At 62.9% G+C, this 16,927-nt stretch carries 10 protein-coding genes; all 10 read left to right on the plus strand.

The features are described 5' to 3' along the window. Nucleotides 1-36 precede the first annotated feature (36 nt). Nucleotides 37-2,559 carry a CHASE2 domain-containing serine/threonine-protein kinase gene (locus B9A19_RS02280; RefSeq protein ID WP_139798602.1) on the plus strand — a complete coding sequence of 841 codons (2,523 nt, stop codon included), beginning with the start codon at nucleotides 37-39 and terminating at the stop codon, nucleotides 2,557-2,559. Further along, nucleotides 2,552-3,379 carry a Stp1/IreP family PP2C-type Ser/Thr phosphatase gene (locus B9A19_RS02285; RefSeq protein WP_084088927.1) on the plus strand — a complete coding sequence of 276 codons (828 nt, stop codon included), beginning with the start codon at nucleotides 2,552-2,554 and terminating at the stop codon, nucleotides 3,377-3,379. The genes B9A19_RS02280 and B9A19_RS02285 overlap by 8 nt, the downstream gene beginning before the upstream one ends. A gap of 113 nt (nucleotides 3,380-3,492) precedes the next feature. Then, complete coding sequence (locus tag B9A19_RS02290; protein ID WP_084088928.1) at nucleotides 3,493-4,230, plus strand: FHA domain-containing protein; 738 nt, start codon at nucleotides 3,493-3,495, stop codon at nucleotides 4,228-4,230. 24 nt (nucleotides 4,231-4,254) lie between these two features. Then, complete coding sequence (locus B9A19_RS02295) at nucleotides 4,255-6,465, plus strand: CHASE2 domain-containing protein (protein WP_084088929.1); 2,211 nt, start codon at nucleotides 4,255-4,257, stop codon at nucleotides 6,463-6,465. 2 nt (nucleotides 6,466-6,467) lie between these two features. Beyond that, nucleotides 6,468-7,232 (plus strand): MBL fold metallo-hydrolase, encoded by a 765-nt coding sequence (locus B9A19_RS02300; RefSeq protein WP_084088930.1) that lies wholly within the window; start codon nucleotides 6,468-6,470, stop codon nucleotides 7,230-7,232. Between the two features lies 1 nt (nucleotide 7,233). Then, the gene (locus tag B9A19_RS02305) at nucleotides 7,234-9,579 is read left to right on the plus strand and encodes a GspE/PulE family protein (RefSeq protein ID WP_084088931.1); all 2,346 of its coding nucleotides are present in this window, start codon (nucleotides 7,234-7,236) and stop codon (nucleotides 9,577-9,579) included. A gap of 69 nt (nucleotides 9,580-9,648) precedes the next feature. Continuing rightward, nucleotides 9,649-11,229 (plus strand): GAF and HD-GYP domain-containing protein, encoded by a 1,581-nt coding sequence (locus B9A19_RS02310; protein ID WP_084088932.1) that lies wholly within the window; start codon nucleotides 9,649-9,651, stop codon nucleotides 11,227-11,229. A gap of 123 nt (nucleotides 11,230-11,352) precedes the next feature. Continuing rightward, a complete protein-coding gene (locus tag B9A19_RS02315; RefSeq protein WP_084088933.1) occupies nucleotides 11,353-12,567 on the plus strand; it encodes an MFS transporter in 1,215 nt (404 codons plus the stop codon). A gap of 103 nt (nucleotides 12,568-12,670) precedes the next feature. Further along, entirely contained in the window at nucleotides 12,671-14,320 is a 1,650-nt protein-coding gene (locus tag B9A19_RS02320) for a histidine phosphatase family protein (RefSeq protein ID WP_084088934.1), read from the plus strand. A 213-nt stretch (nucleotides 14,321-14,533) separates the two neighbouring features. Next, nucleotides 14,534-16,774: a glycosyl hydrolase family 18 protein gene (locus tag B9A19_RS02325; RefSeq protein ID WP_176216738.1), complete on the plus strand. Its 2,241-nt coding sequence runs from the start codon at nucleotides 14,534-14,536 to the stop codon at nucleotides 16,772-16,774. The last annotated feature ends 153 nt before the right edge of the window (nucleotides 16,775-16,927 follow it).

A 16,927-nucleotide genomic window follows, 5' to 3' on the forward strand; every position in this document is an offset into this window, starting at 1 on the left:
TATCAATAGATGACGAAAAACAAGGCAGGGCGCAGGATGAAGCGGCGGATTTGGCAGCATGACTGGTTGATTGCGCTCGCGGTCGTGCTGATCTATCTGGCCGTCTGGCTGCTGACGCCGGCCATCGGCGGGCTGGAGCGCCGTGGCTACGACGTGGGCGTGCGCATGACCAGCCGCGAGCCCAATGCCAAGATCGCCGTCATCGCCATCGACCAGCAGAGCCTCGACAACATCGGCCGCTGGCCTTGGTCGCGCGACATCCACGCCCGTTTCATCGACAAGCTGGCTGCCGCCCAGCCCAATCTGATTGCCACCACGGTGTTCTTTACCGAGCCGCAGCAGGACAAGGGCCTGCAGGCGCTGCAAAAGATCAAGGGCATGGCCACAGCGCAAGCCTCGTTTCCGTCCGAGATCGCCAGCGAACTGGATACCTCCATCAAGGCGCTGGATGTGGACGGCCAGCTGGCCGACAGCATGGGCCGTGCCGGTAACGTGATGCTGCCCATGCTGTTCGAGCTGGGTGAGCCCAAGGGAGAACCGGACAAGCCGCTGCCCCCCTATGTGGCGCGCACCGAACTGGAGCCGTCCGGCGACCCGGCCAATGGCTGGCCGCTGGCGGTGAATGCCGCGACGGTGCCGATTGCCCAGTTGGGTGACAAGGCGCGCGGCATCGGCACCGATACGCAGCAGCCCGACGGCGACGGTGTGGTGCGCAGCGTGCCGCTGGTGGTGCGCTATTACGATCAGGTATTCCCGACCTATCCACTGCTGGCGGCGGCCTATGGCCTCAACCTCAAACCGGCGCAGATCAAGCTCACCTTTGGCGAGTCGATCGCGCTGGGCAATGTGCATATCCCCATCAGCAGCGACGGGCGTTTCCGTCCCTATTTCTATCGCGGCAACGGCGGTACGCCGGCCTTTGCCGTTGATTCCTTCTACGACGTGTACTCGGGCAAGATTCCGGTCGAGAAATATCGCGGCAAGATCGTGCTGATTGGCGCCACGGCGTTGGGCATCGGTGCCTCGCTGGTCACGCCGGTATCGCCAGCCGAATCACCGGTGTTGCTGACCGCCAATACGCTGTCCGCCTTGCTGGAACAGCATTACTTCGTATCGCCACACTGGGCCACGGTGGCAGTGCTGGGTGTGCTGCTGCTGATTGCGCTCTACCTCACGCTGGCGCTGCCGCGCCTCAAGGCCGGGCCAGGCGCGGCCATCACGGGGGGCTTGCTGCTGCTGCTGGTGATTGCAGAATTCGCGCTGCTGACCCAGGGCATGCTGTGGGTACCGCTGCTGGGGCCGGCCTTGCTGCTGTTGCTGGGCCACGGCGTGCTGACTACCAAGCATTACCTGCTGACCGAAGAGAAACATCAGAAAAGCAGCGCCGAGTCGGCCGAATCCAACCGCATGCTGGGGCTGGCCTTCCAGGGCCAGGGGCAGCTGGACATGGCGTTCGACAAGTTCCGCAAGGTGACGCTGGACGAGTCGATGCTGGAAATCCTCTACAACCTGGCGCTGGATTTCGAGCGCAAGCGCCAGTTCAACAAGGCCGAGAGCGTGTATCGCTACATGGCCGACTTCGATGCCAACTTCAAGGACATTGCCGCCAAGCTCAAGCGCGCGCGCCAGTTGTCCGAGACGGTGATGCTGGGCGGCGGCAGTGGCGGCCCCGGCGGCACGGTATTGCTGGCCAGCGGTGATGTCGAAAAGCCAATGCTGGGGCGCTACCAGATCGAAAAGGAACTGGGCAAGGGCGCCATGGGCGTGGTCTACAAGGGCATCGATCCCAAGATCAGCCGTGTAGTGGCGATCAAGACCATGGCGCTGAGCGAGGAATTCGAGGCCGAGCTGCTGGATGAAGCCCGCGAGCGCTTCTTCCGCGAGGCGGAAACCGCCGGGCGGCTGAACCACCCGAATATCGTCACCATTTTCGATGCCGGCGAGGAGCACGACCTCGCCTATATCGCCATGGAATTCCTCAAGGGGCGTGACCTGCTGCCTTACACCAAACCGGACAGCCTGCTGCCGTTGCTCGATGCACTGGCCATTGTGCGCCAGGTGGCCGAAGCGCTGGACTACGCGCACAAGCAGAACGTGGTGCACCGTGACATCAAGCCGGCCAACATCATGTACGAGCCGGAGAGCAAGACGGTGAAGGTGACCGACTTTGGCATCGCGCGCATTACCGATTCGTCCAAGACCAAGACCGGCATGGTGCTGGGTACGCCGTCCTATATGTCGCCCGAGCAATTGTCGGGGCAGAAGATCGACGGTCGTTCCGATCTGTTCTCGCTGGGGGTGATGCTCTATCAGCTGGTGACCGGCAGCCTGCCGTTCAACGGTGATTCGATGGCCGAGCTGATGTACCGCATCGCCAATACCGAGCCGGCCGACCCGCGCACGCTCAATCCGCAGCTGCCACCCATCATGTCCGCGATTATCATGAAGGCCATGCACAAGAAAACCGAGACCCGCTTCCAGTCCGGCGCGCACTTTGCTGCGGCGCTGGCCAAGCTGGAAGCCGGGCTGAAAGCACGTCAGGCAAAACAGAATGGTTAATCTCACCCAGGCCCTCGACATTACCGGCCTGACCGACTCCGGCCAGGTGCGCGAGCACAACGAGGACGCCATCGGCTTCGATGCCGCCGACGGCTTCGTCGTACTGGCCGACGGTATGGGCGGCTATAACGCAGGCGAAGTGGCCAGCGGCATCGCCGTTGAGGTGATTGCGCACTTGCTGCGCGAAATGCTGCTGAAGAATGCCCCCGAGCGCGCCTTGCAGGCACACGGCCAGCCGGCCGCCTACGACATGCTTGAACACGCGGTACGCCAGGCCAATGCCTCGATCTATGGCACCGCACAAAGCCAGCCGCAATGCGCCGGCATGGGCACTACCGTGGTGGTGGGCCTGTATTTCGACAACCGCGTGCTGGTGGCGCATGTGGGCGATTCGCGGCTGTACCGGCTGCGTGGTGGCGCGCTGGAGCAGATTACCCGCGATCACTCGCTGCTGCAGGAACAGCTCGATTCCGGGCTGATCACCGCCGAGGAAGCGCGCCATTCGGCCAACCGCAATCTGGTGACGCGTGCGGTCGGCATCGACCCCGATGTGGCCGTTGACCTCAGTGAATTCGAGACCCAGCCGGGCGATCTGTATCTTTTCTGCTCAGATGGCCTGTCCGACATGCTCGAAGATGGTGATATTGCCGATACACTTAACACTTTGCGGGCCAATTTGCCGCTGGCTGCCGAGCAGCTGGTGCAAATGGCCAACGATGCCGGTGGTCGCGACAATATTTCAGTCGTGCTGGTCGGAATCAAGCGGGACTATCCGGCCCAGAGCGGCCTGTGGTCGCGCCTGACGTCCTGGCTGGGTTGACCGCAGGTCGCCGGCTTGAGCCGGCAGCAGTGGATATGACGCCCGGCGCTGGATTGCCGGACCGGTTTGCCGCAGATGCAAACCGTAAAAAATTGTTTTTGAGAGATTGAGCCATGGCCAAATTGCTGCTTTGCCTGGATGGCACCGTAGTCAAGGAATTCAGACTGAACCGTGAGCGCTTCACCGTAGGGCGCCGCCCCACCAACGATATCCAGATCGATAATCTGGCGGTATCGGGTGAACACGCTGCGCTGCTGACCGTGGGGGGCGACGTGTTCGTCGAAGACCTCGACAGCACCAACGGCACCGTGGTCAACGGCAAGCCGACCAAGCGCCAGCTGCTGCAGGATGGTGATGAAATCATCATCGGCAAGTACATGCTCAAGTTCTGGAGCGAAAATGCCGCTGGTAGCGATGCCGGCACCGATTACGAAAAAACCATGATGCTGCGCGTGCCGCCCGCGGTGGCTGCGGCCGCCCCGGCGCCGGCCCCTGTTGCAGCCGCGCCGCGCCCGGTCGTTGCGGCCAGCGCTGCCGCCGTGGCTGCCAGTGCGGTGCAGACCGGCGCGCGCCCGGCAGAGCCGGCCAGCAGCCCCGGGGTGGTCAAGGTGCTGACCGGTGGCAATGCCGGCCGCGAGCTGATGCTGACCAAGAACCTGACCACGCTGGGCAAGGCCGGCGTACAGGTGGCGGTGATCACGCGCCGCCCGCAGGGCTACTTCATCACCCATGTGGAAGGCGCGCAAACGCCCAAGGTGAACGGCGTGCAGATCGGCCAGTCGGCCCGCAAGCTGGAAGAGGAAGACCTGATCGAGCTGTTGGGTGTGCAGATGGCGTTCTTTACCCACTAACACTTGCTGCACCGGGGGCTGTCCATGTTGCGTCGCCTGGTCCGATTTCTGCCGCAGTTGTTGTTCAGCAGCGTGTGCATCCTGCTGGTGCTGGCGCACGTGGCGGGTGCGCTGCAGGTGCCGGTGCTGGCCCGCCTGGACGATTACCTGTACGACGTGCGCCTGCGCGTCGGGACGAAGGAAAAGCCCGATCCGCGCGTCGTCATCGTCGATATCGACGAGAAAAGCCTGGCCGCACTGGGCCGCTGGCCTTGGCGGCGCGACAAGCTGGCCGGGCTGGTGGACAGCCTGTTCGATCACTATCGCGTGCGCGCAGCCGGCTTCGACGTGGTATTTGCCGAGCCGGATGACAGCTCCGGCCTGCCCGCCTTGCGTGCACTGGCACAAGGTCCGCTTAAGGACGATGCTGCCTTTCAATCCGCCCTCGGCACCCTGACCCCCCAACTCGATACCGATCAGCGTTTCGCCGCAGCTTTGCAGCATCGCGCCGTGGTCACCGGCTTCTATTTCGGCACCGAGCCGGGCGTGGCATCCAGCGGCGCCTTGCCGCCCCCCGCGCTGGATGCAGCGCAAATGGCACCGGTGGCCAGCGAGATTCCGCTGGCACGCTACTTTGGCGCCAATCTGCCGCTGCTGCAGCATGCCGCAATGCGCGGCGGGCACTTCGTGCCGCAGGTCGATGCCGATGGCGCAACGCGGCGCGTGGCCCTGCTGGCGCGCATCGGCGATCAGTTCTACCCGGCGCTGTCACTGGCGCTGGTGCAGGTGGCCGACGGCAACCCGCCGCTGTCGCCGGTGATTTCGCGCGAAGGGGGCGAGGCGCTGGAGGGCCTGCAGCTGGGCGAGCGCCATATCGCCACTGATCAGCATGGCCGTGCACTGGTGCCATATCGTGGCCGCGCTGGCAGCTTTCCCTATGTCTCGGCGGTAGACGTGCTGCAGCACAAGGTGGCTGCCGACGTGCTGCGTGACCGCATCGTGCTGGTGGGCACGACCGCACCGGGGCTGAAGGATTTGCGGGTCACGCCGGTGGGCGAGGCCTATCCGGGGGTGGAAGTCCACGCCAACCTGATTGCCGGCATGCTGGATCAGGACCTGCCGCAGCGGCCGGACTATTTGCTGGGCGCGCAGTTCCTGTTGCTGCTCTTGCTGTCGCCCTTGCTGTTGTGGCTGTTGCTGACGCGTTCGCCCATGGTGGCCACGCTGGCCTGTGTGCTACTGCTGTTGCTGCTGGGGGGCGGCGACCTGTGGCTGTGGCAATCGGCCCGGCTGGACATGCCCTTCGCCAGCACGCTGGTGCTGATCTGCGGGCTGTACGTGCTCAATATGGCCTATGGCTATTTCTTCGAGGCACGCCGCAAACGCCAGCTCACGCAACTGTTCGGTCAGTATGTGGTGCCCGAGCTGGTGCAGAAAATGAGCGAAGACCCCGAGAAATACACCATGCGCGGGCAAAGCCGCCAGCTGTCGGTGCTGTTTACCGATGTGCGCAGCTTCACCAAGATTTCCGAGGGCATGCCCGCCGACGAGCTGGCCAGCTACATGAATGCCTTCCTGACCGAAATCTCGCGCGTGATCCGCAGCGAACATTTCGGCACCATAGACAAATACATGGGTGATTGCGTGATGGCCTTCTGGGGCGCGCCGCTGTATGACCCGGAGCACGCCAGCAATGCCGTGCACGCCGCGCTGGCCATCCAGCAGGCGATTGCCGCGCTCAACCCCAGGCTGGTGGCAAAAGGCTGGCCCGAGATCAGCGTGGGCGTCGGGGTGAATACCGGCCATATGACGGTGGGTGACCTTGGGTCGCAGTTCCGCATGACATATACGGTGTTTGGCGATGCGGTAAATCTGGCCTCGCGGCTGGAAAGCCTGACCAAGCACTATGGCGTGGCAGTGCTGGTGGGCGAGGAAACCCGCGATGCCACGCCGGGCGTGGTGTATCGTGAAATAGATTGGGTGCGCGTGCACGGGCGCGAGGAAGCAGTCGCAGTGTACGAACCTTTGGCGGTCACGCCGGATCCGCAGCAGCAACGGCGTGCCGACCGGTTTGCCGAGGCACTGCGCCTGTACCGGGCGCGGCAATGGGGCATGGCAGAATTGCAGTTGCTGGGCTTGCTGGATGACGAGCCGGATTGCAGGCTGTACCAGTTGTTCCGCGAGCGGATTGCGGTGCTGCAACGCACGCCGCCATCGCCGGACTGGGACGGCGTTTATGTGTTTGAGGGCAAGTAGCAATGCGTTTGAGGATACTCGGTTGCAGCGGCGGCATAGGCGGCGCCAACCGTACCACCTGTTTTCTGCTGGGCGACAATGTGCTGATCGATGCCGGCACCGGGCTGGGCGAGCTGAGCTACGACGAGCTGCTGCGCATCGAACATGTGTTCGTCACGCATGCGCATCTTGATCACATTGCCTGCCTGCCCATGCTGCTGGATACCGTGGTGGGTGCCCGCACGCAACCGGTGGTGGTGCATGCCACGGCCGAAACGCTGCACATCCTGCGCACCCACATCTTCAACTGGCAGGTGTGGCCGGACTTCTCGGTGATCCCGGGGCCGGATCACGCCATTCTCAAATTCGAAACCATGCCGCTGGGTGACACCCGGCAGGTGGGCGATGCGCACATTACCGCCTTGCCGGCGCTGCACACCATACCGGCGGTGGGCTACCTGCTTGCCGGGCCAGACGGCGCGCTGGCCTTCAGCGGTGATTCGGCCGACTGCCCGGCGTTCTGGCACGCGCTCAATGGCGTGGACAAGCTCAAGTACGTGATCCTCGAAACGGCATTCAGCAATCGCGAGCACGAACTGGCGCGCGTATCGCGCCACTTTGCTCCCGGCTCCATGATCGCGTCGCTCGGGCGCTATACCGGCGATGCTGAAATCCTGATCACGCACCTCAAGCCGCAGGATGCTGACCTGACCATGCAGGAAATCATGCGCGACGGCGCGTTATATCCATTCTCCCGCCTTCAACAGGGGCAAGTCCTTGAGTTCTGACATGACCGCCAATCCACAGGACCACCAGCAAGCGCTTGAATTCATGCGCCAGTTGCAGGCGCTCACCAACCGCGTGCATGCCACCGGCCACCTCGACGAGCTGCTGCTGGAAATCGGTTCGGATGTCTGCGCCGTGTTTGCGGCCGAGCGGCTGACCATCTATGTGCTGGGCGAGGACGGGCGCGAGATCGTTTCCCGGGTCAAGTTGGGGCTGGAGGGCTTCAAGGAGCTGCGCATCCCGATCAACGACCGCAGCGTGGCCGGTTTTGTTGCCAACAACAAGAAGCTGCTCAATCTGCACGATGTCTACGACATCCAGGAACTGGCCTCGCACAGCACCACCTTGCAGTTTCTGCAGGCGGTGGACAAGCAGACCGGTTTTCGCGCGCGCGAAATGCTGGCCGCGCCGATTGTGTCGGACAGCGATGGCGCATTGCTGGGGGTCATCCAGCTCATCAATCATTTGCCGAAAACGCCGTTCGGCCCGCTGGCCGAGGAGGGCATCAGGCTGCTGGCCAAGACGCTGGCGGTGGCGCTGCGCCATCGCCAGACGCCATACCCGTTTACCGCATCGAACAAGTACCAGGGGCTGGTGAGTGCCGGCACGCTGACCCCGGCCGCACTGCAGGTGGCCGCCAAGGAGGCACGGCGTTCACGCACCGATCTGGAAACGGTGCTGATGAACAACTTCCAGATCAAGCCCGCCCTGCTGGGGGCCAGCTACGCGAGCTTTTATGGCGTGCCCTACGAGCCGTTCCGCGCTGATCGCGTCAAGCCGCTGGACCTGCTGCGCAACATCAAGCGCGAATTCGCCACCGAGAATTGCTGGCTGCCCATCGAGGAAACATCGGCCGGCTTGCTGGTGGTCAGCCCCGACCCGGAAAAGGCCAAGGCCAGCCACACCATAGGCCACGTGTTTCACGGCAAGAAAGTTGATTTGCGTGTCTGCACGGTGCAGGACTTCAAGCAGTCGCTCGACCTCTATTTCGGCAGCGAGGCGGCCATCGGCAGCGAGTCGGTCGATGAGCTGCTGTCCGGCATGGATGATGATGAGGTCGAAGCCGTTTCCACCGAGGACATCTCGCTGGCGCAGGACAACGAGCTGGTCAAGCTGGTGAACCAGATCATCGTCGAGGCGAACAAGCTGGGCGCATCGGACATCCATATCGAGCCCTCGCCGGGCAACGAGAAAACCCGCATCCGCTTCCGCCGTGATGGCTCGCTGATGCAATACCGCGATATCCCGGCTGCCTACCGCAATCCGCTGGTGACGCGGCTGAAGATCATGTGCGATCTGGACATCTCGGAAAAGCGCAAGCCGCAGGACGGCAAGATCAAGTTCAAGAAATACGTGCCGGGCCTCGATATCGAGCTGCGCGTGGCCACGATTCCTACCGCTGGCGGGGTCGAGGACGTGGTGATGCGTATCCTGGCCGCCGGCGAGCCGCTGCCGCTGGACAAGCTGGCGCTGTCGCCGCACAACCTGCACATGCTCAAGGACGTGATCAGCAAGCCCTATGGCCTGTTCTTCGTCTGCGGGCCGACCGGTTCGGGCAAGACCACCACGCTGCACTCCATCCTCAAGTACCTCAATACCGAGGAAACGAAGATATGGACTGCCGAAGACCCGGTGGAAATCACCCAGAAGGGGCTGCGGCAGGTGCAGGTCAACGTCAAGGCCGGGCTGACTTTTGCCGGCATTATGCGCTCCTTTTTGCGGGCCGACCCGGACATCATCATGGTGGGCGAAATGCGCGATGCCGAAACCACCGGCATCGGCATCGAGGCTTCGCTCACCGGGCACCTGGTATTGGCTACGCTGCATACCAACAGCGCGCCCGAATCCATCATCCGCCTGCTCGACATGGGCATGGACCCGTTCAACTTCGCCGATGCCTTGCTGGGCATCCTGGCGCAGCGGCTGGCCAAGCGACTGTGTGGCTGCAAGCAGCCCTACACGCCCAACCAGGATGAAGTGCGCCACTTGCTGAACGAATACTGCGAGGAATTGAAAAGCACCGAGGCCTGGCAGCACGAGCCGGCGTATCCGGCCATCTACAAGGACTGGGTGCAGCGCTTTGGCAATGACAAGGGTGAGTTCACGCTCTACAAGCCGGTGGGCTGCGAAAAATGCGGTGACACCGGCTACAAGGGGCGGGTTGGCCTGCACGAGTTGCTGGTGGCCAGCGACGACGTCAAACGGCTGGTGCAGGAGCGCGCCCGCGTGCCGAAAATCCTTGCCAGCGGGCTGGACAGTGGCATGCGCACGCTCAAACAGGACGGCATCGAAAAAGTACTGGGCGGTCTGACCGACATGGCGCAGGTGCGCGCCGTATGCATCAAATAAACAGGCAGGGCACGCAGCCGGTTCACGCCGGCATGGCGTGCACCGGCAAGCACGGATGGAGGGGCAGACATGGATGATCTGCGCGAACAACTGGCGGCAATGCTCGATATCGGCGTTGCCCTGTCGGGCGAGACCGACATCAACCGCTTGATGCAGCGCATCCTCGATGCGGCGCGCGAGCTGGTGCAGGCCGATGCCGGTACGCTGTACAGCGTGACCGAAGATCACAAGCTCAAGTTCGAGATCGTCATCACCGAATCGCTGGGCATACGGCTGGGTGGCACTTCGGGGGCGCCGGTGCATTTTCCTCTGATCCCGCTGATTTACGAGGATGGCGCACCCAACCACAACAATGTGGTGGCGTCCGCGGTGAACCAGAACCGCACCATCAACATCGATGATGCCTATAGCGAGGCCGGCTACGATTTTTCCGGTACCAAGCGTTTCGATGCGGCCAATGGCTATCGCTCGCAATCCTTCCTGTGCGTGCCGATGAAAAACCACGAGGGCGAGGTGATCGGTGCGCTGCAGCTCATCAACGCGCACGATGCCAACGGCCGGGTCATCGGCTTTACCAGCGAGCACCAGCATCTGGTCGAATCACTGGCCTCGCAGGCGGCGATTGCGCTGACCAACCGGCAGCTGATCCATTCGCTGGAGCAACTGTTCGAAGCCTTCATCGGCCTGATCAACCTGGCCATAGACGACAAATCACCGTATACCGGTGGCCATTGCCAGCGCGTGCCCGAGCTGACCATGCTGATTGCCGATGCCGCCGACCGCGCGCGCGAAGGCCCGCTGGCCGACTTCCGCATGACCGAGCGCGATCGCTACGAACTGAAGATTGCCGGGCTGCTGCACGATTGCGGCAAGGTCACCACGCCGGTGCACGTGGTCGACAAGGCCACCAAGCTGCAAACCATTTTTGACCGCATCGAGCTGATCGACACCCGTTTCGAAGTGCTCAAGCGCGAGGCGGAAATCGCCTGCCTCAAGGGCGCGCTGGCCGACAGCGACTACCAGCAGCTGCTGGCCGAGCTGGATGACGAGCGCAGCTTCCTGCGCCAGATCAATGTTGGGGGCGAATTCCTGCGCGACGAGGCGGTCGAGCGCGTGCGCACCATTGCCAAGCGTAGCTGGCGCGGCCCGGATGGCCAACCCCGGCCGCTGCTGACCGAGGACGAGATCGAGAACCTGTGCATCCGCAAGGGCACGCTGACCGATGCCGAGCGGCAGATCATCAATCACCACATCGAAGTCACCATCCAGATGCTGGAGGCGCTGCCGTGGCCCAAGCACCTGACGCGCGTGCCCGAATATGCTGGTGGCCACCACGAGCGCATGGATGGCAAGGGCTACCCGCGCGGGCTCAAGCGCGAGCAGATGAGCGTGCAGGCGCGCATGATGGGCATTGCCGACATCTTCGAGGCGCTCACCGCGCGCGACCGGCCGTACAAGGAAGGCATGAAGCTGTCGCAGGCGCTGACCATCCTGGCGCGCATGTGCAAGGACCAGCACATCGATCCGGACCTGTTCGACGTGTTCGTGCGGCAGAACGTGTGGAAGGACTACGCCGACCTGTTCCTCAACCCCGCGCAGATCGACGCGGTGGACATCGAGCCGGTGCTGGCGATCGCGCGCGGTGATTGACCGCGCCATCTGCAGCTGAGCCTGATGCAGGAATTAACCAAGCACGATGATGGAAACCGACATCGCCAGCCGGGGCGGGGCTGTTTACACTGAACTGTAACTTAGCCCGTCGTGCCGCCCGATATGGACCAACCTTCATCGCTGTTCAAGAACCACAATTTCTTCCTGCTCTGGCTGGCCAGCGTGGTCGGCAACTTTGCGCTCGCCGTCGCGACCATTGCCGAGACCTGGTACGTGGTGAAAACGCTGGGCGCCAAGGAGCAGCTGGGGCTGGTGATGATTGCCGGCTCGGTGCCGCGCATCGTGCTGATGCTGTTCGGCGGCGTGGTGGCCGACCGCATGAAGCGCAGCCGCATCATCCTCGGCTCGCTGGGGCTGCGTGTGCTGTTGATGTTCGCGCTGGTGGGCCTGCTGATGCAGGGCTGGCTGGATATCTGGGTGATGACGGGCTTTGCCTTCATCTATGGTGCGCTGGATGCGTTCTTCTGGCCGGCGCGCGATGCGCTGCTGCCAGGGCTGGTGAACACCAATGACCTGACCCGCGCCAATTCCATCATGCTGACCACCAACCAGATCGGTCTGGTGTTCGGCCCGGTACTGGGTGGCGCCTTGCTGGCGCTGGTCAGCTATGAATGGGTGTTCTCGATTACCGGCGTGCTCTTGTTGGTGGGCGTGTGCTGTATCGGCCTGATCAAGGAGGCCGACGTGGTGAGCAGCGGTGCGCGCCGCCACATCCTGCACGAGCTGCTGGAAGGCCTGCAGTACGCCATACGTACCCCCGTGTTGCTCAGCCTGATGCTGATCTACGCCATTGCCAATCTGCTGTTCATGGGTCCGCTGGGCCTGGGCATCCCGATTGTCGTGACCGACCACCTGCACGGCGAGGCCAGTACGCTGTCCTACCTGCAAAGCGCGTTTGCCGTCGGCATGGTGCTGGGCGGTACCTTGCTCACCATCTACCCGCCAGTGAAAAAACGCCTGCTGATGATCGCGCTGGTGATTGCGGTCGAAGGCGTGCTGCTGGGCCTGCAGGGCCACACCTACTGGCTGTGGGCCGCGCTGGTGCTGCAGTTCCTGCTCGGCTTCGGTGTGGTCAGCAACAATGTGCCAATGATGTCGCTGCTGCAGCAATACACCGACCGCGACAAGATCGGGCGTGTGATGAGCCTGAATACCGTCGCATCGATGGGGCTGAGCCCGATCTCGTATGCCATGGTGACCTCGCTGCTGTCGCTGCATGTCGAGATCAAATGGATCATGCCGGTATTCGGCCTGACCATGTCGGTGCTGATGCTGGCGATGGTGGCGCGCATGCCCACCATCCGGCAGGTAGACTGATTGCGGGCTTGGCAGGCCGCCGATTAGCGGCGGCTTGCCATCGTCATGCTGTAATCTGTTGCGGATTTAATACCGGCCTGTTTGTTTAACGAGCCGACCCGCGATGTTCACCCTCAAGAACGCAGCACTGTTGTGCCTGCTGGCCGCCGCGCTGGCTGCCTGCAACAGCAGCAGCAACAGCAGCCCCAACAACGACGTCAAGCCCAGCCCTACAGCCGGCCCGGTGCCAACGGCAACGCCCACACCGTCGCCCGTGCCGGTCTATTACCAGACCAAGACCCCCTATCAGCCACAGCAGGATGCCGCGACCTACGAGGCCGCGCCGGCCGGTTATACGCCGGTGTACACCGAGCTGCTGGCGCGCCACGGTTCGCGCGGGCTGTCCAGCCTCAAATACGATCTGGCGGTCTACAACATGTGGAAGAAGGCGTCAGACGACGGCGCGCTGACACCGCTGGGCCAGCAACTGGGCCCGGACGTACTCAAGATCATGAAAGCCAATTTCCTGCTGGGCTATGGCGTGAACGGCATTTCCACGCCGGGCTATGGCAATGAAACGCAAACCGGCATCCGCGAGCACCAGCAACTGGCGGTGCGCCTGCAGAGCCGTCTGGCCGGGTACTGGAAGCAGGTGGGCGATGCGGCAGCCAGCAAGCCGCGCCAGATCGTTGCGGTGACGTCGGGCGTGGACCGTGCGGTGGATAGCGGCGCGTTCTTCGTCGCATCGCTGACCAAGGCGCAGCCCAACCTGGCCGGCCTGATCACCTATCCGGCCGCCCCGGCGCCGTATCCGGTCAGCAAGCCCGTGGTGCAGAAAGACGGCACCAACCGCTTCCTGCTGTATTTCCACAAGCTGGTGGCCAAGACCGATGAAGTGACCAACACGGCCGACCCGCTGTACCAGACCTATCAGGACAGCCAGGCATATCAGGCCTATAACACCAGCGACGCAGACCAGCTGGCGCTGCAGGCCGGCGCCGTGGCCGATCCGGCCGTGCAGACTGCCGGCCGCGCCGTGCTGGAACGGCTGTTCTCCAAGACATTCGTCGACAAGATTGCCAACGGCACTTACAGCTTCAGCAATACCGGTTCGTTCACCTATGCCAGTGACGACGGCAAGTTCACCAGCACCTTGAGTGGCGACGGCAAGACCGGCATTGCTTCGGCGGGTGATGCCGGCGCGTTGTTGTATGAGCTGTATTCGATTGCGCCGGCCATGAAGGATGAAGCGGGCGTCGATTTCACTGCCTACATGCCGGCCGAGCAGGCGCAGGTGTTTGCGCAGGTGAACGACACCGCCGACTTCTACAGCAAAGGCCCGGGCATGGTGGAGAAGGGCAGCGTTACCTGGAAAATGGCGCAAATCCTGCAGGATGATTTCTTCAACGAAGTCGATGCCATTGCCAAGGGCGATCTGTCGCACGCGGCCAAGCTGCGCTTTGCTCATGCCGAGATCACCATTCCGTTTGCCTCCATCATGGGGCTGAAGAACGTGCTGCTGCAGCAGCCCAAGGCCACGGCGTATCGCTACAGCAACAACCCGTGGCGTGGTGCCTATGTATCGCCGATGGCGGCCAATATGCAGTGGGATGTTTACAGTGACGGCAAGGGCGGCCTGCTGGTGAAGATGCTGTACAACGAGCAGGAAACCGACTTCAAGGCCGCTTGTGACAGCGCCAAGATCAGCGCCACCAGCCATTTCTACGACTACGGCAAGCTCAAGACCTGCTACGGGCATATCGCCAGGCCCTGATCTCCTGCCTTTCAGCACCACAGCGTTTCAAACGGCTGTGGCACCAAAGCGCCCCGATTCTTGCAACTTGCAGGAGCGGGGCGTTTTTCATGGGCATCGGGCGCTGTTGCTGCATTCACAGCGCATGCCGAAAATTGCCCGATCCGCGCCAGTGCAGAATAGAATCTCGCCATAACGGGGCCAAAGAGCACCCGCAAATTACAGAGGATGGAGATGAAACTGCGCCGGTTTTTACTGGTCGCGGCTTTGGCGTTCGCGTCGTTTTCGGCGCGTGCACAGCCGTTGATCGTCGGTTATTTCCCTTTCTGGGCCAGCTACAGCCACGGCGCGGCCCTGTCCGACGCCCCAGTGGAAAAGCTCACCCACCTGGTCTATGCCGTGGCCAGCCTGCAGCCGGATGGCAGCGTGACTTCGGGCGATTTCTTTGCCGACCAGGTACGCGTGCACGCCGGTGATGACAACCAGCTCTATCGTGGCAACTACGCGCTGATCCCGCAGCTCAAGGCACGCAATCCGCGGCTCAAGGTGTTGTTGTCGGTGGGTGGCTGGGCGCGTTCCACCCATTTTTCCGATGTCGCTGCCGATGGTGGCAAGCGTGCGCGCTTCGTCGCGACCGCGCTGGCGATGATGGACAAGCACGGTTTCGATGGCATCGAGTTCGACTGGCGCTTTCCTGTCGTCGGCGGGGCTGAGGGCACCGGCAAGCGGCCGGATGACCTCGCCAACTACCGGTTGCTGATGCATGAAATGCGCCAGGCATGCGACGCGCGCAAGCGGCCGTGCACGCTGTCGCTCACCCTCAGCCCGCAGGCATCGATGCGGCCCGGCTGGCGCGGTGCCGACCTGTTCCGCGATGTGGACTTTGCCACCCTGATCGCATCTGATTTCTACGGCGAATGGAGTACCAGCACCGGCCACAAGTCGCCGCTGCTGCCCGATCCCGCCCATCCCGGCCCCAGCGTGGCCGGCGCCGTGGCCGATCTGAAGGCCGGTGGGGTGGATACCGGCAAACTGGTCTTGCTGCTGCCCGCACAGGGCGCGAGCTGGCTGGGCGTGCCGCCGACCAATCATGGTCTGTATCAGCCCTTCAAGGGTGTGCCCTTTGGCACTTGGGATGCCGACAAGAACAAGCCCACCGGCCTGTTCACCTACAACGAAATCACCAAGCTGGATGCGGCTGGCGGGTTTGAGCGCAACTGGGATGACGTGGCCAAGGCCGAAACGCTGTACCAGCCGCAAACCGGCCAGCTGATCTCTTTCGAGAGCCCGCGTGCGCTGGCGGCGAAGCTCGAATTCATCGACCAGCAAGGGCTGGCTGGCGTCGGGCTGTGGGAAACCAGCAGCGATGCGCCGGGTGATGCCGCCTTGCTTGAGCAGGCATGGCGGCATTACCACCCGTGGCTGGCACGCTGGGCATCAGTGCGCGAGCATGCCGGCAGCTGGCTGCCGTGGCTGGGAGCGGCATTGGCCGGGCTGCTGGCAGCCGGCCTGCTGTTCTGGCGCTTGCAGCGCCGTGGCCTGCGGCAGCTGGAGCATGCACAGCACGCCCGATTGCTTGAAACGCTGAACGTGCTGCCCGACCAACTGCTGCTGGTAGCGCAGCAGGTGGTGCGCGCCAAGGCGCGCTGGCCCGACCGGCTGCCGGTTGTTGATGCCGAGCAGCTTGATCTGGTGGCCAGCAGCAGCCTCGCCATTCGTCACCAGCTGCTGCCGCTGGCGGCAGCAATCGCGCCAGACGCGGTGCGCGAAACCCCGACGCGGCGCGATGCGCTGCTGGAACTGGAGCGCTTTACCCGCCAGCTGTCCGAGCAGCGCAGCCTGGAACGCATGCTGGAAACCATGCTGCGTTTCGTGGCTGACGACGAGCGCGTGTGCGAGGCCACCCTGCTGGAGGAAGAAACGCAGGAAGCGCCCTCTGGCGATTTGCTGCAGCTGGATGCAACGCGCACTGCCGCCACGGTGCGGCATGCGTCGTTTGCCGATTATGGTGTGGCGCTGCGTTTTCACACCGAGCTGTCGGACGAGGAAGAAGTCTATTTCCGCAGTCTCGCCAACCAGCTGGTACTGGTGCGCCAGCAATTGCACGAGCTGGCGCGCCAGCCGCAATTGCTGGCCGAGTTGTACGAGATTGCCTACCGGCGCGAAAAGCTGCATTTCATCCGCGCTGACAAAGGCTACAGCGGCATTTATGCGTCGGATCTGGCTGCGCCGCACTATGTGACGCTGCGATTGCGCGCAATACGGCTCTACTTTGGCGAGCTGGTGCAGGTGCATCGTTCCTACCTGGTGCGCCCCAAATCGGTCAGCGGTTACCGGCGCGGCGCCGGTGGCGGCATGGAGCTGGTGATTGCCGGGCAGGGCGTGCCGGTGGCGCGCACCTATCTGCCGCAGCTCAAGCGGCAATTCCCGGCCTGGTTCCGTACCGAAGTGGCTGCAGCGGCCTGCAGTTCATGAAGCGGCTGATGCCGGATTTTTTATTAAGCAATTGAATTTATTGAATAATTGTTCTTGGCGCCTGCCGTTCGTGAATTGAACGACAGGCCCCCCGTTTTATCGTGTGGTGCGCTGGCATAGTGGCGCTGCGGATCGCTGAGTCCGCCAAAGACT

This window comes from Andreprevotia lacus DSM 23236 (assembly GCF_900176275.1).
Lineage (GTDB): Bacteria > Pseudomonadota > Gammaproteobacteria > Burkholderiales > Chitinibacteraceae > Andreprevotia > Andreprevotia lacus.